Here is an 18,111-nt window from a genome sequence, read left to right as displayed (position 1 = left end):
CACTACTCAGTCCTCGACGAGCCGGTTCGCCTCGCCTCCAAGGTCTATGGCGCAGCGTCGAGCGGCACAGCTATACAGGGGGTCACTCGACGCTCGCACCGGCCCGGTGTCGCGCGGGCGGCACGCGGACCGCACCGGGTGCGTGGGCCGGGAGCGATGGGCATAGTCCACACTGGTGGCTATGAGTATTAGGCCGCTGGACGGGGTGCGCGTCCTGGAACTCGGCAATTACATCGCCGCACCGACCGCAGGACGTATTCTCGGTGATTTCGGCGCCGAGGTGATCAAGGTGGAGCGTCCCAAAGCAGGTGATGAGCTGCGCAATTGGCGGCTCTACGGCGGCGACACCTCGATGCTATATCGCACCGTCAATCGCAATAAGAAGTCGATCACCCTGGATTTGCGCACGGAAGCGGGTCGGGGCATCGTGCTCGACCTGATCCGGCGGTGTGACGTGCTGTTGGAGAACTTCCGGCCCGGCATGCTGGAGAAGTGGGGCCTGGGCCCCGAGGTATTGAACGGGGTCAATCCGCAGCTGGTCATCACCCGTATTTCCGCATACGGGCAGACGGGGCCGCTGGCATCGCGGCCCGGGTTCGCCGCGGTCGCGGAGGCGGTCGGCGGATTGCGTGCGCTCGTCGGCGATCCGGATCGGCCGCCGGTGCGAGTCGGGGTGTCGATCGGGGACTCCATCGCGGGTATCTACGCCGCATTCGGCACTGTGATGGCGCTGTTCCAGCGGACACAGCAGACCGAGTCGATTCCCTTGGGGGAGCGGATCATCGATGTCGCGCTCAACGAGGCGATCCTGTCGGTCATGGAATCACTGGTACCGGACTACCTCGCCTACGGCATCAACCGCGAACGCGTCGGCGGCCGGATGGAGGGCATAGCACCGAGCAACGCCTACCCGTGCGGCGATGGCGCCAGCATCATCATCGGTGGCAATGGCGACGCCATTTTCCAGCGCTATATGGAGGTGATCGGTCGCCAAGACCTGGCCGCCGACCCCGAGCTGCGGGACAATGCGGGTCGCTGGCGCAATCGTGAGCGTCTCGACGCGGCGATCGGTGAGTGGACGATCCAATACTCCCGCGACGAGGCATTGAAGATTCTCGAGCGCGCCGCCATCCCGTGCGGTCCGATCTATACTGCCGCAGACATCGTCGACGACGAACAGTACAAGGCGCGCAATATGATCCAGCCGTTCCCGGTGGATGTCGGTGAGCCGCAACCGAAGACGGTCGGTTTTCCTGGCATTGTCCCGGTGATCGGCGACCGGTCGCTGCCCATCCGCAACATCGGTCCCGATCTGGGGGAGCACACACACGAGGTGCTGTCGGGGCTACTCGGGATGAGCGACAAAGATATTGATGCCCTGGAGGCGCCATGAGACACAATCGCGCAGCGTTCATGTCGCCGGTGGGGTGCGGGAATTCCCGCGAATTACTGGGCGCCATGAGACCGTTCATGTCGCCGATGGGGTGCGGGAACTCCCGCGAAATGCTGGAGGTTTTATGACTCGGCGAGTTTATGGCCGCAGGCGACCACCGGGGCGGAGTGCCTATGAACTCCGGTCGCCGAGTCCGCGCCGACCTACGCTGCACCCCAATCCGGCTGTCGGCAACGGGAAGCCGTACGGCGGTGTGATGTGCGTGCCGCAAGAGGCGCGGGACAAGAAATGACCGTGCTGACCGAGTCGGTGTTACGCGATGTGACCCTGCGCGACGGACTCCAGCTGAGCGGGAAGGTCCTCCCGGTGCAGCGCAAGGTGGATATCGTTCGCCGCCTGCTCGCCCTCGGTGTGCCCGCGCTGGAGATCGGCTCCATGGCCCGTCCCGACTTGGTGCCGCCGATGGCCAACACCATGGAGCTCATCGCGGAGTTGAGTTCCGAAGAGCTGCAACGCTGTTGGGTGTGGGTCGCCACACCACGGCATATCGAGAAGGCCGCCGCGGCCGGTGTGCGCAACTTCCAGTACTGCTTCTCCGTCTCGGACGCCCACAATCAGGCCAATATCGGGCGCAGCACCGAGGCCAGTGTCGCCGCCATGCCCGAGGCCGTGCGTCTGGCGCGCGAGGCGGACGGCGAGATCCAGTTGTGTCTGGCCACCAGCTTCACCTGTCCCTTCGACGGTCCGGTGGACCCGCGGCGGGTGCTCGATATCGCCAACGATCCGCGCACGGCGGGCGCGAGCGATATCGTCATCGCCGATACCCTCGGTCAAGCCGACCCCGCTCAGGTGGCCGGTCTCATCTCGGCCGTGCGTGACCGAACCCCGCACCGCCGCATCGTTTTTCATGGTCACGACACGTGGGGCATGGGGGTTGCCAACACGCTGGCCGCGATCGAGGCGGGTGCGACCATGATCGACGGCTCCCTCGGTGGCCTCGGTGGCTGCCCCTTCGCCCCCGGCGCCAGCGGCAACACCTCCACCGAGGACATCCTTTTCGCTACCCGCGCCGCATGGTTCACCCCGGCGGTCTTGGCGGCCATGGTGGAGCTGTCCGAAGAACTCCTGATCGATCTCGGCGAACCGAACCGTTCCCGCACCGTCGAAGGTGCCCGTTCGAAGGCGAACGCCTTCGAATGGGTCATCTGACGCTACTACCGCGGCCGTGCACGGTGCACTACCGCAGGCGGCGAAATGCCCAGTGAACAAATATCTGTTCGGCAGGCGTGAGTAGAGACACTTGCATCGCACAGTGATCCCGAATCGCTTGTACTGTCGATGGCATGATCACGCTCAAAAAGGAAGATGGCGCCGCGGATCTCAACGGCATCACCAAACTGACCGTCGGGGTCAGCTGGGACCCGTCGTCGGGCACCAGCGGCGGTGCACTCGGGTGGGCGCGCCGCAAGCGCGGTGTGGATTTGGATTTGATCGCCATTCTCATGCAAGGCCCGGAGCCGGTTCGTTTCGCCGGACTCGACTCGCTCGACCCGCTGGGTAACGGCTCGGTTCAGCACACCGGTGATGAGCAGACCGGCGCCGCCACCGGCGATGACGAGTCGGTGCACGTCACCTTCGCCAATGTGCCCGATGGTATCGACGCCATTGTGTTCGTGGCGACTGCCTTCAAGAAGGGCAGTTCGTTCGACAAGGCCAATAACGTCTCGTTCAAGGTCTATGACGCTACTGGCGGCACCTCCGAGCAGGTCGCCGATATCTGGCCGTCGCTGCTCGGTGCGGACAACGCCGTCGCCGTCGCGAGGACCTTCCGCACCGGCCCGAACTGGCAGCTCGAGGTCATCAACCGGAAGGGCAAGATCAAGCAGGGTGACAAGCAGGCGCTGCTGCATTTCGCCATCGGGTAAGGACGTATCGAACCGCAGAGTCTCCCGCCATCGTGTCTTGGCGGGAGACTGTTGTTGTTACAGAACGGATTCGATGGCGGCGACGACTGCCGCGTCGTCGGGGGCGGTCCTCGGACGGAACCGGCCGACTACGGCGCCGTCGCGCGCGATCAGGAACTTCTCGAAGTTCCACTGGATGTCGTCGGCGGCACCCTCGGCATCCGGTGTCTCGACCAGCGCGCCGTAAAGCGGGTGTCGGTCCTCGCCGTTGACATCGGTCTTCTCCAACAGCGGAAAGTCCACCCCGTAGGTGGTGGAGCAGAACTCCTGGATCTCTTCGGCCGTCCCGGGTTCCTGGCCCATGAACTGGTTACACGGCACCCCGACCACAGTGAAACCGCGTGGCCCGAAACTCTTCTGCAGTTCGACCAGCCCGGTGTACTGCGGGGTCAGACCGCATTTCGAGGCCACATTGACCAGCAGTACCGCTTTGTCGCCGACGAGCTCACCCAGGGTGGCCGCGTCACCGGAAAGAGTACGGAGGGGAATGTCGCGAATGTTCATTCGTATCGCACCTGCCAGTTCTTGAATCCATTGATCGACCGGAAGGCAACCGTACCGGATCTGACACCTCGCTGATGTTCGCCCGTCGGATCGGCGATGGCGTTGAGCATCAGGTCGATCTCGAGCCGTGCCAGGTTCGCCGACACCGGACCATTAGCTCGAAAGCGCAGCGATAATCGCGGCGCAGCCGGAAAACTGGCAACAGTCCGATCCAGCAGAGCAGTAAGGAATACGAAACATGACTGAAGCCGCGACAATTCGGCCGCTGCGCGCCAGCGAAATCTCGGCGTGGGATAAGGAGGCCGACGTCGTCGTCGCCGGTTACGGCATCGCGGGAGTATGTGCCGCCATCGAGTCCGCACGGGCAGGCGCACAGGTGCTGATCCTGGAGCGCACCGGTGGTTGGGGTGGCGCGGCCGCGATGGCGGGCGGGTTCATCTATCTCGGTGGTGGCACGCCGCTTCAGCAGGCACTCGGTTTCGAGGACACGCCGGAGAATATGGAGACGTTTCTGCTGGCCGCGCTCGGTCCGGGTGTCGACAAGGCGAAGATCACCGATTACTGCCAGGGCAGCGTCGAGCACTACAACTGGCTCGTCTCGTGTGGCGTTCAGTTCCGGGAGACATTCTGGGGTCAGCCCGGATGGGAGCCGCCGCACGACGAGGGACTGATGTATTCCGGCGGCGAGAATGCCGCACCGTTCAACGCGATCGCGAAACCCGCTCCGCGCGGCCATGTTCCGCAGATGGCCGATAAGCGGACCGGTCAGCGCAGCGGCGGCTACATGCTCATGAAGCCACTCGCGGAAACCGCCGAAAGTCTCGGTGTCGGCGTCGAATTCGACACCAGGATTCGGCGTCTCATCGTCGATGAGACCGACCGCGTTGTCGGCGTGCTCGCCACCCAATTCGGTAAGCCGGTCGCGATCCGCGCCGAACGCGGGGTCATATTGGCCACGGGCAGTTTCGCCTACCACCAGAAGATGATCGAAGGCTACGCGCCGCGATTGATCGGCCGCCCCGCCGCCGCGATCGAGGAGCACGACGGCATCGGCATCCTGGTCGCACAGGCACTCGGGGCCGAGCTCGCGCATATGGACGCCACCGAGGTCGCGTTCTTCGGTGATCCGCAGATGATGTCGCGTGGCATCCTCGTCAACGGTCGTGGGCAGCGGTACATACCCGAGGACACCTATCCGGGGCGCATCGGCCAGGCGACGCTGATTCAGCAGGAGAATCAGGCTTATCTGATCATCGATGAAGCGTCCCTGGAGGTCGCGCTGGCCACCGAGACCTCCACTCCGTTCTTCCGACAACCGCCGACCTGGGTGGCCGAAACGGTTGCCGAACTGGAAGCGGATATGGGTCTGCCGACACTGGCGCTACAGGGCACGGTGGACGCGTACAACCTGCACGCCGCCGACGGCGTGGATCCGCTGCTCGGCAAGAAACCCGAGTGGGTCAAGCCGATCGGGACGCCGCTCGCCGCGTTCGATATGCGTGGTTTCACCGCGGGATTCACCCTCGGTGGCCTGCGCACCGACCTCGACTCCCGGGTACTGCACGTGTCGGGGGAGCCGATCCCCGGCCTGTTCGCGGCGGGGCGATGCACCTCAGGGCTGTGCGCGGGCGGTTATGTCAGTGGCGCATCGCTCGGCGACGGCAGCTTCTATGGCCGTCGCGCCGGTCTCGCGGCAGCGAAGTAGCTTCTAGACACATGTCCGAAGGTGAGTCCATCATCCTGGAGGCGACCCGAACTGTATGAGCCGGCCTACCCGGGACCAGCCTCGCGGATGACCTGTATCGATACCCAGGGCATCGGGGGAACCCCGGATGGCGCCGGGGTGTGATGACATACAGACTGGTACGCATGACATCGCACGCTTTGGATACCGACACCGCCGAATCGACGGCTCCGACCGATGTCGCGGCCCGTGCTATCGACCTAACGAAGGTCTATGGGTCGGGGGATACGCAGGTCAAGGCGCTAGATGGGGTGTCTGTCGAGTTCGCCAAGGGCGAGTTCACAGCGATCATGGGGCCGTCGGGTTCGGGTAAATCGACGCTGATGCATTGCCTAGCCGGACTCGACAGCGCCAGTTCGGGAAGTGTGCGGATCGGGGAGACCGATTTGTCGGCGCTCTCGGATAAGCAGATGACGCGACTGCGGCGCGACCGGATCGGGTTCGTATTCCAGGCGTTCAACCTGGTACCGACGCTGACGGCACTGGAAAACATCACGCTGCCGCTGGACATCGCCGGACGCAAACCCGACCAGGACTGGCTCGACACCGTGCTGAAGCGACTCGGCCTGACCGATCGGCTCACCCACCGGCCGAGTGAACTTTCCGGCGGTCAGCAGCAGCGAGTGGCGTGCGCGCGGGCGCTGGCGGGCAAGCCGGAAATCATCTTCGGTGACGAGCCGACCGGCAATCTCGATTCGCGTGCCTCCGAGGAGGTGCTGAATATTCTGCGCGCCGCAGTGGACGAATTCGGTCAGACGGTTGTGATCGTCACGCATGAGCCGCACGCCGCCGGATATGCCGACCGGGTGATTTTCCTCGCCGACGGCCGCATTGTGAACGAACTGCGCGACCCCACCTCAGAATCGGTGCTCGACCGGATGAAGGCACTGGAGCAGGCATGATGAGCGGCAATCCCATGCGCAAGGTGGCCTTGCGCAACCTCGCCGCGCACAAGGTGCGCCTCGCGCTGACGCTGCTGTCGGTCGTCCTCGGCACTGCGTTCATCGCGGGCTCGTTCGTGTTCACCGATACCCTGCAGCGCACCTTCGACGGCATTTTCGGCAATCAGGCCAAGGGTGTCGATGTAAGGGTGAGCCCCAAGTCGCAGCAGTCGCTCGGCGTCCCGCTCAGTGTGGTGGATCAGATCTCGAAGATGGATGGGGTCCGTACCGTCGCGCCGAGCGTCAACGGCCCGGTGGTGCTGCTGTATCCGGATGGCAAGAAGGCCGTGCAGACCGGGGGCGCACCCACCTTCGGCCAGTCGTATCTGCCGCCGGACAAGTCGGTCGCCGAACCGGACAAGTTCGTGCAAGGCGCCCCACCCGCGCATGAGGGTGAGATGGCCATCAATACCAGTGGCGCCGAGCGGGCCGGGTTGAAGGTCGGCGATAAGACCAAGGTACTCATCCCGTCACAGCACGGCCCACCGATCGACGTCACGGTTACCGGCATCTATCAGGCGCCTTCCGATACCGGTGGATTCATCGGACTGGTCTTCGACGACACCCAGGCCCGTCAGCTGTTCACCGACGACGCTCACGTCGCCTACGTCGATATCGCCACCGCAGGTATCCCCGGCGATCAACTGCGTGACGAGTTGTCGGAGACGTTGAAGGACTACAAGGTTCAGAACGGCGATCAGGTTCGTGCCGATCTGAAGAAGGAAGTCTCCAACGCGCTGAACTTCATCAACTACTTCCTGCTCGCCTTCGGCGCGATCGCGTTGATCGTCGGCACGTTCATCATCTACAACACCTTCTCGATGATCGTCGCCCAGCGCTTGCGCGAATTGGCGCTGCTGCGCGCCGTCGGCGCCAGCAGACAACAGGTGGGGCGGTCGGTGGTGGCGGAGGCGTTCATCATCGGATTGATCGGCAGCGCACTGGGATTGGCGGGCGGCGTCGGACTCGCGTTCGGGCTCTCCGCGGTGCTCAACGCATTCGATCTCGGGCTGCCCACCGGCACGATGACGGTGCTGCCGCGCACGGTGGCGGTCGGTCTGCTCGTCGGTCTGCTTGTCACCATGGTCAGCGCATACGCGCCCGCCCGGCGAGCCGCGAAGATTCCGCCTGTTGAGGCGATGCGCGAGGAATTCGCTTCTGCCGGTGAGTCATTGCGCCTACGTACTGTGGTCGGTGCGGTACTCGCCGTGATCGGCGTGCTGCTCGTGGTGATCGGTGCGCAGTCCACCGGCGGCAATGCGGCCCTGACGGTGGGGATCGGTGCGCTGGCGCTGATCTTGGCCGTCCTGCTGGCCGCCCCAGCGGTATCGCGGCCGGTGGTGGCGGCACTGGGCGTGCTGATTCGGCCGTTCGGCCCGATCGGTCGGATGGCGCGCAACAATGCCGGACGCAACCCGCGCCGCACTGCCGCAACGGCTTTCGCGTTAACCCTCGGTTTGATGCTGGTGACCGCGATCGCCATGCTCGGTGCGTCGGCGAAGGCGAGCGTGGGTGTCTTCGTCGACAAGGGGGTGAAGGCGGACTATGTGCTCGCTGGGCCGCCGATGATCGGGGTCCCGCTCGGTGCCGGTGACGCGGTGCGCAAGACGGTGCCGCAGGTATCGGATGCGGTCGGTATCCGACCTGTCGCCTTCAAGGTCGATGGCACCGATATTGGCGGCATTTCGCCGGACGGGTCGCTCGACGCCGTACTGAACTACGACCTCCGCAGCGGCAGCAGCACAATCGGCGACCATGAAGTGCTCGTCTCCGACGAGGAGGCAGACAAGCACGGCTGGAAGGTCGGCCAGTCGACCACCGTGACCAGCGTGGATTTCAAGAAGATTCCGGTCACCATAACGGGCATCTACAAGAAGACACCAATGCTGGGCTCGATCGTAGTGTCGCCGAAGATGTACGACGAGGTCACTCCCGTCAAGTTCCGCACCAACTACCTGATGCTGATCAAGGCCCAGTCCGGTGCCGATCTCACCGAGATGCGCGCGAATCTGGAACAGATCACCGACGATAAGGACTTCGCGGTGGTCCAGATACAGGACCGGGAGGAATTCAAGGGCGCACAGGGCAAGCAGATCAATACCCTGCTGGCGATCCTGTACGGTCTGCTCGCGCTCGCCGTGGTGATCGCGATACTCGGCATAGTCAATACCCTGGCCCTGTCGGTGGTGGAGCGCCGACGTGAGATCGGCATGCTGCGCGCGGTCGGCATGCAACGCCCACAGGTCCGGCGGACCATCTATCTGGAGTCGATGTTGATCGCGGTGTTCGGTGCGATCGTCGGCATGGCATTGGGCCTCGGCCTCGGCGTCGGCTTCCTGCGAACCCTGCGTGACCTGGGGTTGGAGCAGATCACGGTGCCGTGGAATCAGTTGGTGCTGATGCTGGTGTCCTCGGCGATCGTCGGTGTTCTCGCGGCATTGTGGCCAGGTATTCGCGCCGCGCGGACGCCACCGTTGGCGGCCATCGCGGATCTGTAGGTTCCTCGTTTCGAGGCCGGTGCCATTTGTAAGAGGCACCGGCCTGGGGTGGCCGGGTTATGTGCTGCTGTGGCTGTGCGTTTGCGTTGATCGCTGTGCTAGGCGGGCTGCTCCACACCATGATCCGAGGTGTCGCTCGGTCATCGGGCCGACGTCATGCGGTTAGCGCGACAGTTCGGGATCGTCGCACCGCGGGCTGGGCGCACCTCGCAGTTCGTGCTTTGCTGTCCGGTGTGATGCGGAAGTCGGTTCGGGCCGGTGTCAATGTGCTCGCGTGGGCTGCGACGCTGGTGGGAGCGGCTGGGGTGGCATTGTATTTCAGTCGGTCGTCGGCTCGGGTGTTGGTATTGGCGGCTTCGGGTGCGCCGTACCTGATGTGCTGTGCGCTCGTTGGGGCGGTGGCGTTTGCCGCCATGCGGCGCTGGATCGGGGCGGGAGTGGCGATCGTTGTCGTTGCCGCCGCAGTGTGGGCGCAGGCTCCGCTGTATGTCGGTCGCTCGGGCGACGACGGCGGCCACGAGGTGATGGTGATGCAGGCCAATCTGCTGTTCGACGGGGCCGATCCCCAGGTGCTGGTCGATGAGGTTCGCGTGCGGAAGGTCGCGGTGCTCACCGTCAATGAACTCACACCTGTCGCGGTCGAGGGGCTCCGCCGGGCGGGTCTGGACCAGGTATTGCCGTACCGGCATCTGTCACCAGGCAGGACCGCGACCGGAACGGGAATCTGGAGCAGTTACCCACTGTCGGAAACCGTCGAGTACGACGGGTTCGTGCTGAACCAGCTTTCGGCGACGGCAACCATCCCGGATATCGGACCGGTCACGGTGTATGCCTTCCATCCGGTGCCGCCGGTATATGGCACGCGGGTTTGGGCCGACGAATTGTCCCGTCTGCGTGAGATTCTCGAGCGGTCGCCCGCGAGCCGACCGGCGATCGTCGGCGGCGACTTCAACGCGACCTACGACCATGCGCAGTTCCGTACGATGCTGTCGGGGCGTTTCGGCGACGCTGTCGAACAGGCGGGTGCCGGACACCTGGTCACCTATCCGACCGACAAGCCTTGGCCGCCGCTCGTCGGCATCGACCACATACTCATCGCCGGAGGGCACGCCCGCGCGGCGGACACTGTCGGCCTAACGGGCGCGGATCACCGCGCGCTGGTGGCGCGGCTGGATCTGGATCGTCAGCGGAAATGAATAGCCGGGGAATCGTTGGTGCCGGTGCGGGTAATGCTGCTGTGGGCCATGCGGATACGTCGACGGCGGGTTCGGGTCACGGTTTCCCGGCGTTGTTGTTGGCCCAGGTCTGGATGTCGCCGCGGTCGAGGGCCAGGGCGAGCAGGTCGGGGAATTTGTCGGGGGTGCACGCGAAGGCTGGGACGCCGAGTGCGGCGAGTGCGGCGGCGTTTTCGTGGTCGAAGGCGGGGGCGCCGTCGTCGGATAGGGCCAGCAGGACCACCACCTGGACGCCGGACTCCTTCATGGCGTTGACGCGGCGCAGCATTTCTGCCCTGATCCCGCCCTCGTAGAGGTCGGAGATAAGGACGAAAAGGGTGTCGGCGGGCCGGGTGACGAGTGATTGCGAGTAGGCGATGGCGCGATTGATGTCGGTGCCGCCGCCGAGTTGGGTGCCGAAGAGGACCTCGACGGGGTCGGTGAGGTGCTCGGTGAGGTCGACTACCTCGGTGTCGAAGACGACCAGGGACGTTTTCAGAGCGCGCATCGAGGCGAGGACGGCACCGAACACCGACGCATAGACCACACTCGACGCCATCGAGCCGGACTGGTCGATGGCGAGTACGACGTCTCTGCGGACCGCCTGGGCTTTGCGGCCGTAGCCGACCAGGCGTTCCGGTACCACGGTGCGATGCTCGGGCAGATAGTTGGCGAGATTCTTGCGGATGGTGCGGTCCCAGTCGATGTCGCGCAGGCGGGGCCGGTTGACCCGGGTGGCGCGGTTCAAGGCACCGGTAACGGCCGCGAGAGTCTGTGCGGCGATGCGCTGTTCGATCTCTCGCACCACCTTTTCCACGACCATGCGCGCGGTCGCCTTGGTGGTTTCCGGCATCACCCCGTTGAGGCTCAGCAGGGTGCCGACCAGGTGCACGTCGGGTTCCACCGCCTCGAGTAATTCCGGCTCCAGCAGCAACTGTGTCAGGTTCAGCCGGTCGACCGCGTCGCGCTGCATCACCTCGACGACGGTCGACGGGAAGTAGTTGCGGATGTCGCCGAGCCAGCGCGCCATCTTGGGCGCTGAAGCGCCGAGGCCGCCCGCGCGTTTACCCGACGCCGTGTTCTCCTCGGTGTTGTACAGGGCCGACAGTGCCGCGTCCATGGCCTGGTCGTCCGCGGTACCGAGCCCGCCGAGACTCGGCTCGGCGGCGGTACCGAGCACCAACCGCCAACGTCTGGAATGGGTCTCATCGGTGGCGGTCATTGCGCTGCTCCCGAGTAGTCGATGGACGGAGATATCGTGTGCCGCGAAGTGGCGGCATCATCCTGTTACACACAGGATTTCGACGACAGCGCGCATCGCGGTCAGGCCGAGCTCCACGTCGATGGCGGTGCCGCCTGCCGTGTCGCCGCGAGGGGCGACACCGCCGTCGCGGACCGCCTGGCCGATGGCGCGGCGTTCGCCCGATTCGAAGGCGCCGAAGGTGCGGCGCAGCAGCGGGAGGATCTCCACGAACTGGTCATCGTGTAGCGAGCGGAGCCAATCGTCGATGAGGCGCAACAACTCTCGATCGTGTACGAGCAGCAGACCGCGTTCGCCGACGAACCCGTCGATCCACGCGGCTTTGGCCGCAGCGGTATTGCCGATCGACAGCGCGGCGGAAAGCCTGCGTGCGGAATCGGTTTCGTCGATGATGCCCGCATCGCAGAGCAGCCGGACCGCGCGGCCGACGATGCTGCCGTGCACGTCGTCGCGGTCGGCGATCCGGCCGAGCGCGGTCAGCCATTCCTTGGTCGCCCACTCGTCATCCCTGGTGTGGATGGCGGTGTGGGCGTTGTCGATCAGATCGCGGAGTTGTCCAGCGGCGTCGGCATCCAAGCCGGTGACCGCGCTGGGCAGGCCGGCGCAGATGCGAACGATCAAGCCGTCGGCCACGTGCGCGAGCGCCCCGGTGTCGGTGCCGCGAACATCGCCGTAACGCAGCGAGCGGACCAGCCCGGGCAGTGCGGCGAGCAGGTGACTCACGTCGTGATCAAGGGCAGCAACCGATTCCAGTCGCGCGATCAGTCCATCGGTGGCGTCGCCGAGGTCGGCGAGTAACGCTGTCTCCAATGCGGTGGTGAGATCACCGACCGTGCTGCCTTCGCGATTCGCGGTATCGAGAATTTTCGCCTCGGCGGCGGTGCGGATGGTGGTGCCCCAGCGCGACGCCTCGATAATCGAGACCGCGAATTCCGGTCGCCATTCCAGCGTCCAGGTTTCGCGGAAGGTGCCGGTGCTGCGGACCTCGCCGACAGTGCGCGTGCCCCAGTCGATGCCGAGCAGTCGCAGTCGGTGCAGCAGCCGGGACCGTTCGACCTCACGTTCCTTGCGCAGATCCAGATCGAGCGTGCGCGAAAGCGCGTCCTGCTTCATACGCAAGGTCCGGATCCGCGCTCGTAGATCGGCATCGAGCGGTACGGTTGGCGTCCCCTCGGGCACCGCGCCCAGCGCCTCGCCGACCACGAGCTCGTTGGCGATCAAGCCGACCATGGTCTCGTCGCCCGCGCACATCACCGAACGCACCGCCTCGGTAACCTCCGATAGCCCGGCCAGCGGACGCTCGCGCAATACCGCGAGCGTGTCGGCAAGCCGCACGGCCTCGATGATGTGGGCGCTCGACACCGGCAGATCATTCGCCCGCAGGACACCGGCCACGCGGGTGAGCCACCGGGCGATGGGCTGCTCGGTCTCGGTGAACAGATGGTGATACCAGCCCGGCGAGGCGATCCCCGCGCCGTAACCGGATGCCGATGCCAGCCGGGAATGTGTCCACGGCACCCACGTCACCGTCGCCTTCACCCTCGGCAGCCCCTTCAGCAACCTGGTGTCGGCGGCCGCGGGCCCGAGCTTGCCGGTCAAGGCGGGCGCGTGCCACGCCCCACACACCACCGCGAGCCGTTGCGCACCCTCCTTGAGTGCCTTGCGCATGGTTTGGCGCATGTATGCCTCGCGACGCAGGGTGTGTGCGTCGATCCCCGTCGGCGTGCGGCGAAGAATCCGCGCGTCAGCCGAATCAGCCTCGGCTACCTCATTTTCGGATTCGGACTCGGTGATCGCGATACCGAACTCGCCACGTTCGGCGGCCTCGCGCAGCGCCCCCATGGCTTCGGTGATGGCGTCGAAAGCGTCTGCGTCCGCAGCGGATTCGACCACGGCGTCCCACCAGCGCTCCGCGTCGTCATAGCCGGCGGCGGCGGCGAGCTCGCCGAGCGGATCGATACGATCGCCCGGCTCATCGGCGGCGGCGAGCACCGTGGTGGCAGGGAGATCGCAAAATCGAACGGGCACATCGTGTTCAGTCGCATAGCGCAGCGCCTGCCACTCCGGTGAGAACACCGCATACGGCCAGAATGCCGCCTTCGCCGGTGCGTCCGGTACGTAGGCCAGCAGCGCGACGGGCGGCGCCATCCCCTCGGCAGCGACATACCCGACCAGCGGATCGGCATCCGCCGGTCCCTCGATCAGGATCGCGTCCGGTCGAAACGCCTCCAGCGCCGAACGCAGCGATCTGGCGGAACCCGGGCCGTGATGGCGAATGCCGAATACTCGCGTCGCCGGTTCAGCCCCTGTCATCCCGGTGGCTCGCTCTGTCGCCGCAGCGCTCGCGCTCACCCGCTCACCTCACGACACGCACGGTAGAAGTCCGACCAATCGGTGCGTTCGCGGACAACGGCTTCCAGATACTCGGTCCAGATGACGGCGTCGGCGACCGGGTCCTTGATGACCGAGCCGAGCACCGCGCCCGCGATATCGGAGGCGCGTAGGACACCATCGCCGAAGTGGGCGGAGAGTGCGATGCCATTGGTGATCACCGAGATCGCTTCGGCGGTGGACAGGGTTCCCGACGGCGACTTGAGTTTGGTGCGCCCGTCGGCGGTGATACCGGTGCGCAGTTCGCGGAAGATCCGGACCACGCGACGTACCTCTTCGGCGGCGGCGGGAACGGTCGGCAGTTCGAGCGCCGAGCCGAGCTGTTCCACCCGGCGCGTGACGATGGCGACCTCGTCGTCCTCGCTGGCGGGCAGCGGCAGCACCACGGTGTTGAAGCGGCGGCGCAGCGCCGAGGACAGGTCGTTCACGCCGCGATCGCGATCGTTGGCCGTCGCGATCACATTGAAGCCCTTGGTGGCCTGTACCTCCATGCCGAGTTCCGGTACCGGCAGGGTCTTTTCGGACAGCACGGTGATCAGCGCGTCCTGCACGTCCGACGGAATGCGGGTGAGTTCCTCGATGCGGGCGATCGCACCGCGGCGCATCGCGGTCATCACCGGCGAAGCCACCAGCGCGCCCTCACTCGGGCCCTCGGCGAGTAGTCGCGCGTAATTCCAGCCGTAGCGGATCGCCTCTTCGGCCGTGCCGGAGGTGCCCTGTACGAGCAGCGTCGACCCGCCGCAGATCGCAGCCGAAAGATGTTCGGACACCCAGGTTTTCGCGGTTCCCGGGACGCCTAGCAGCAGCAGCGCCCGATCCGTGGCCAGCGTTGCCACCGCCACTTCCATGAGCCGGCGCGGCCCGACATACTTCGGCGTGATCACGGTGCCGTCCGCCAGCGCGCCACCGAGCAGATACGTCACCACCGCCCACGGCGACAGCTGCCAGGAGGGCGGGCGAGGCCGGTCGTCGATCGCGGCAAGTGCCCGCAGTTCGTCCGCGTATGCCTGTTCGGCATGCGGCCGCAACAGCTCCGGCGTCGTTTCTTCGGTGGTCACTGTGGTCACTGCAGCTCCTGAAGCATTATCGAGCGGTGGTTGAGGTCATGGGCGAGTCGATTGAATGCCTGCTCCCAGCTGGGTTCCGTACAGCGGAGGATCACGGCGTCGACCGCATCGGCAGCGCTGAGCGGGAGATGTGCGGACGCCGCTGCCAGCAGGGAACGATGCGCGCTCGGTGTGGCGCCGTGCGCCCCAGGACGCTGTTGCGCGGCGCGCGCACGTTCGAACAACAGCAGAATCAGGTGCGCCGCCAGCGATTGCGGCCACGGATGCCCCATCGCGGGCAGCAGCGCCTCGATCTCCGAGAGCCAGGAGCCGTCCAGGTGTACCAGGTGCTCGGTCCGATCGGCCAGCGGCAGTAGGGCGAACAGTTCGCGCCGCCGCAGCATGGCGAGGTCGGACGGCACGCCGGCATCGAAGAGTGCTCGCGCCCATACCGGATTCCGTTGTGCGAGTGCGGCATCCACCCACCCGTCGAACAGTGGCTGCCGGAACCGATCGTCGATGGCAGCCTTGGCCGCCTGCTGCGGGGTACTCGGTTCACCGGGGGTACCCAGCGCGGTTGTCCAGTGGGCCAGCGGTGTCGCGGCTACCAATTGCCGCAGCCTGCCTGCGGTCGCGTCGGGTGCGCCACCCCAGCGATAGCTGAATTCGGCGGTGCGATCCGAAATTCCGTCCCTGCGGTCTGTTGCTTCGAGGGATTCGGGTATTTCGACGTAGAGCTGCGCACGCGGCTCGTTCGGATCGGCGCAATCCCATGCGGTCGTGATCCACTGGGTGGCACGCCGCCGCATCCGATCGGTGAACGCCGAATCCGGTAGCAGGGTGAGCAATCCGGCTGCGGTCCGCCGGACATCGGCACGTCGATCGTCGAGTGCGGTTTCCAGTAGCGGCTCGTCGGCCGGGGAAATCCCGGCCGACAGCACGGCGAGCAGTTCCGCTTTGAGCGGACCCGATTCCTTCGGCCACGTCGCCGACAGCGCCTCGCGGGCCGCGGTGGCATCCCGGCCGCGCAGTTCGGTGAGCCACTCCCGGCGTTCGGGCGGCTTGCCGAACTGCCAGACCTGCGCGGCAGGCGTTTCGCTGCCGTGCCGCACGAGTTTTCGCCACGCCGGATGCAGGGTGGCCAGCCAGCGTCCCCGCGTGCCGGCCAGCCGCAACAGCGGCTCGCGCAGTTCGGAATTCGTCCGGGCCTGTTCGAGTAACAGTCCGCACAATCCGTCCGGCGCGCGGTAGCCGTGTGGTTGTGCCGCCGCGAACCATTCGGGTAGGAAGGCCGATCGGTCCTGCAGCATCCTTGCCAGCTTGGCCGCGGCGGCGCGTGGCAGCTCTGGCCGGGGATCGTCCTCGGCCGGTGCCGATATAGTCGCGGTATCGGTGACCACACCGCCGCGTGCGAAAGCGTCACGCAGCGCCGCCGACTCGAGGAGTAGCAGCGCCGGGTCCGTGCGAAGTCTGGTGGCGGCGGCCGCGACCGGCGCATCGAGGCGGGCGGGGTCCGCCGCGCGCCGCGCGGTGCCGAGCAGTGCGACCGAGGCGAGGTCGGCGGCGTCAGTTGCCGATGCGGCAACAGAATTCAGTATTCGTCCGACAGCGGGCCAGTTATTGCTGACGTCGACCACCTCGCCCGCTACGAACGCCGAGATCGGCACCAGGCCACCTGCCGTCCACTCGGCGGCCAGCGTCACCGAATGCCCGCCGGAGACGCCGAGTAACCGCCATGGCTCTTCTACCCGGGCAAGCGGTAGTGCCGATCCGTCGGATTCAGCTATGTACCAACCCTTTTTGGTCAATACCGGCGTTGCATCGGCTAGCAGCACCGGCCACGAGCGCAGCCACGGGTCGGCGCCGACGGCATGCGCGTGTGCATCGATCGCGGCTGCGATGGTTCCATCGGCGACCGGCAACGTGGTGAACGGCTCCGGTGCGCCGTGCCGCTCACCCCACAGCGCCCGCAGCGGCGCCGCGCCTGGGTAGTAGTGCAGTTGCGCGTCGGCCATCATGCCGGGCGCGGGCACCTCGCCGGAGAAGCTCGGTGAACCGAACGAATGCTCGACCAGCATGGCCCAGCGCCTGCTTTCGCGCCCGTGCAACCAGGTTCGCCTCGTATACAGCCGGTCTTCCTCGCTGGTCCGCATGCCGAGCACCATCCAGCGGTCGCGCACGGCTGGCTCGGTCCGCACCGACTCGGCCGGTGCGGGGTAGCCGATGTGGGCGCGGACACTTGCCGCGAGCGCGGGTGTCATGTCGTCGAGTCGGCGGTGCGCGGCGACGAGCAGATGCAACCGGGCGTATTCACCCAGAACCAGCGCGGGCCAGTCCGTGCTTGCCGCTACCGCAATGGGCAACTGTCGCAATGCGGATGCGATACCGGGCGCTTGCGCGTCGACCATTCGCGCGGCGATCGCCTCGAATGCCCCGAACGACCGATCGCTCTGCGCGAGGCCGGTGCGAACCTGATCGCCGAGCCAGACGTCGAGTTCCTCCAACCCCGCGGTCACTCGCACCCGGCGTTGTTCGGCGGTCGCCGGATTCGCTGTACGCGTGGCGGTTTCACTCGCGGGCGCGGTCGCTCGCGCGGCGCGGCTCGCGATCCACTCGGCCGCGAAATCGGCTACCTGCGCCGCCTCGTCGACCATCCCGGCCGACCAGGCGAACAGCAGCGACAACGCGTGCTTGCACGGGAATTTACGACTCGGGCACGAGCACTTGTACGCCGGACCCGTCAGATCGACGATCGTCTGATAAGGCTTGGCGCCACTGCCTTTGCACAGACCCCACAGCGCGGTATCGCGATACCCGATGCCGTGCCAGCGTCCGGCGAGTTTCCGTGCGGCGGACAGTGAGCCCGCGTCCGGTGCGAGCGCGGTGACCTGCTCCTCGGTCCACGGTGCGGTCATCGAGCGGTCCCCGTTCGATGACGGCTCATCTCTTCCCCCGTTTCGGTCATGGCCACCACGATGGCACACCCCACCGACACGTCGTACATGCCAGGTGGCGGCGGGTGAACCATGTCCACATCTGGGCTCGGCGACCCGCTCGGCGACAAGCACGGCTCTACGCACGCGTTTCAATGGAAATCGCTGTGCGGACATGAGATTCGATATCGTGCCGCCACGCCGTTGGTCTTGCGCATGGAG

13 protein-coding genes are annotated in these 18,111 nt (G+C 66.0%); 7 read left to right on the top strand and 6 right to left on the bottom strand.

From position 1 onward, the window contains the following. Window positions 1-181: 181 nt before the first annotated feature. The 3 genes from LKE06_RS01175 to LKE06_RS01165 all read left to right on the top strand — a co-directional run bounded on the left by LKE06_RS01175 (window position 182) and on the right by LKE06_RS01165 (window position 3,318). Window positions 182-1,393: a CaiB/BaiF CoA transferase family protein gene (locus LKE06_RS01175; RefSeq protein ID WP_227996404.1), complete on the top strand. Its 1,212-nt coding sequence runs from the start codon at window positions 182-184 to the stop codon at window positions 1,391-1,393. Between the two features lie 288 nt (window positions 1,394-1,681). Then, window positions 1,682-2,602 carry a hydroxymethylglutaryl-CoA lyase gene (locus LKE06_RS01170; protein ID WP_227996402.1) on the top strand — a complete coding sequence of 307 codons (921 nt, stop codon included), beginning with the start codon at window positions 1,682-1,684 and terminating at the stop codon, window positions 2,600-2,602. Window positions 2,603-2,736: 134 nt separating this feature from the next. Further along, window positions 2,737-3,318 carry a TerD family protein gene (locus LKE06_RS01165; RefSeq protein WP_227996399.1) on the top strand — a complete coding sequence of 194 codons (582 nt, stop codon included), beginning with the start codon at window positions 2,737-2,739 and terminating at the stop codon, window positions 3,316-3,318. A gap of 57 nt (window positions 3,319-3,375) precedes the next feature. On the opposite strand, the gene LKE06_RS01160 is transcribed toward LKE06_RS01165, so the two are convergent. Both LKE06_RS01160 and LKE06_RS01155 read right to left on the bottom strand, forming a co-directional pair. After that, a complete protein-coding gene (locus LKE06_RS01160; RefSeq protein WP_227996397.1) occupies window positions 3,376-3,861 on the bottom strand; it encodes a glutathione peroxidase in 486 nt (161 codons plus the stop codon). Continuing rightward, the gene (locus LKE06_RS01155) at window positions 3,858-4,007 is read right to left on the bottom strand and encodes a hypothetical protein (protein WP_227996394.1); all 150 of its coding nucleotides are present in this window, start codon (window positions 4,005-4,007) and stop codon (window positions 3,858-3,860) included. Before LKE06_RS01155 ends, LKE06_RS01160 begins: the two co-directional genes overlap by 4 nt. Window positions 4,008-4,099: 92 nt before the next feature. Here LKE06_RS01155 and LKE06_RS01150 point away from each other — a divergent pair, with 92 nt between their 5' ends. The 4 genes from LKE06_RS01150 to LKE06_RS01135 all read left to right on the top strand — a co-directional run bounded on the left by LKE06_RS01150 (window position 4,100) and on the right by LKE06_RS01135 (window position 10,240). Beyond that, window positions 4,100-5,566, top strand: coding sequence for an FAD-dependent oxidoreductase (locus tag LKE06_RS01150; protein ID WP_227996391.1), 1,467 nt, complete (start codon window positions 4,100-4,102; stop codon window positions 5,564-5,566). A gap of 164 nt (window positions 5,567-5,730) precedes the next feature. Then, window positions 5,731-6,507: an ABC transporter ATP-binding protein gene (locus LKE06_RS01145; RefSeq protein WP_227996389.1), complete on the top strand. Its 777-nt coding sequence runs from the start codon at window positions 5,731-5,733 to the stop codon at window positions 6,505-6,507. Then, window positions 6,507-9,044: an ABC transporter permease gene (locus LKE06_RS01140; RefSeq protein WP_227996386.1), complete on the top strand. Its 2,538-nt coding sequence runs from the start codon at window positions 6,507-6,509 to the stop codon at window positions 9,042-9,044. The genes LKE06_RS01145 and LKE06_RS01140 overlap by 1 nt, the downstream gene beginning before the upstream one ends. Window positions 9,045-9,349: 305 nt before the next feature. Then, window positions 9,350-10,240, top strand: a complete 891-nt coding sequence (locus tag LKE06_RS01135; protein WP_227996384.1) for an endonuclease/exonuclease/phosphatase family protein — start codon at window positions 9,350-9,352, stop codon at window positions 10,238-10,240. Window positions 10,241-10,316: 76 nt separating this feature from the next. On the opposite strand, the gene LKE06_RS01130 is transcribed toward LKE06_RS01135, so the two are convergent. Genes LKE06_RS01130 through LKE06_RS01115 form a run of 4 tightly spaced genes read right to left on the bottom strand, consistent with a single transcriptional unit; the run spans window position 10,317 to window position 17,871 of the window. After that, window positions 10,317-11,480: a VWA domain-containing protein gene (locus tag LKE06_RS01130; RefSeq protein WP_227996381.1), complete on the bottom strand. Its 1,164-nt coding sequence runs from the start codon at window positions 11,478-11,480 to the stop codon at window positions 10,317-10,319. A gap of 57 nt (window positions 11,481-11,537) precedes the next feature. Beyond that, window positions 11,538-13,832, bottom strand: coding sequence for a DUF5682 family protein (locus LKE06_RS01125; RefSeq protein WP_227999227.1), 2,295 nt, complete (start codon window positions 13,830-13,832; stop codon window positions 11,538-11,540). Between the two features lie 35 nt (window positions 13,833-13,867). Then, entirely contained in the window at window positions 13,868-14,977 is a 1,110-nt protein-coding gene (locus tag LKE06_RS01120; protein ID WP_372477269.1) for an ATP-binding protein, read from the bottom strand. Further along, a complete protein-coding gene (locus LKE06_RS01115) occupies window positions 14,974-17,871 on the bottom strand; it encodes a DUF5691 domain-containing protein (protein WP_227996378.1) in 2,898 nt (965 codons plus the stop codon). The genes LKE06_RS01120 and LKE06_RS01115 overlap by 4 nt, the downstream gene beginning before the upstream one ends. Window positions 17,872-18,111 lie beyond the last annotated feature (240 nt).

It is taken from the genome of Nocardia australiensis (genome assembly GCF_020733705.1).
Taxonomy (GTDB): domain Bacteria; phylum Actinomycetota; class Actinomycetes; order Mycobacteriales; family Mycobacteriaceae; genus Nocardia; species Nocardia australiensis.
Note: the sequence above shows the minus strand (reverse complement) of the source record. Positions and strands in the feature narration are given on the sequence as shown.

Coding starts and splice junctions, on each gene's coding strand:
- LKE06_RS01170 (WP_227996402.1), top strand. CDS start 1,682: ATGACCGTGCTGACCGAGTCGGTGTTACGCGATGTGACCCTGCGCGAC.
- LKE06_RS01140 (WP_227996386.1), top strand. CDS start 6,507: ATGAGCGGCAATCCCATGCGCAAGGTGGCCTTGCGCAACCTCGCCGCG.
- LKE06_RS01115 (WP_227996378.1), bottom strand. CDS start 17,871: ATGACCGCACCGTGGACCGAGGAGCAGGTCACCGCGCTCGCACCGGAC.
- LKE06_RS01125 (WP_227999227.1), bottom strand. CDS start 13,832: ATGACAGGGGCTGAACCGGCGACGCGAGTATTCGGCATTCGCCATCAC.
- LKE06_RS01165 (WP_227996399.1), top strand. CDS start 2,737: ATGATCACGCTCAAAAAGGAAGATGGCGCCGCGGATCTCAACGGCATC.
- LKE06_RS01175 (WP_227996404.1), top strand. CDS start 182: ATGAGTATTAGGCCGCTGGACGGGGTGCGCGTCCTGGAACTCGGCAAT.
- LKE06_RS01160 (WP_227996397.1), bottom strand. CDS start 3,861: ATGAACATTCGCGACATTCCCCTCCGTACTCTTTCCGGTGACGCGGCC.
- LKE06_RS01130 (WP_227996381.1), bottom strand. CDS start 11,480: ATGACCGCCACCGATGAGACCCATTCCAGACGTTGGCGGTTGGTGCTC.
- LKE06_RS01145 (WP_227996389.1), top strand. CDS start 5,731: ATGACATCGCACGCTTTGGATACCGACACCGCCGAATCGACGGCTCCG.
- LKE06_RS01150 (WP_227996391.1), top strand. CDS start 4,100: ATGACTGAAGCCGCGACAATTCGGCCGCTGCGCGCCAGCGAAATCTCG.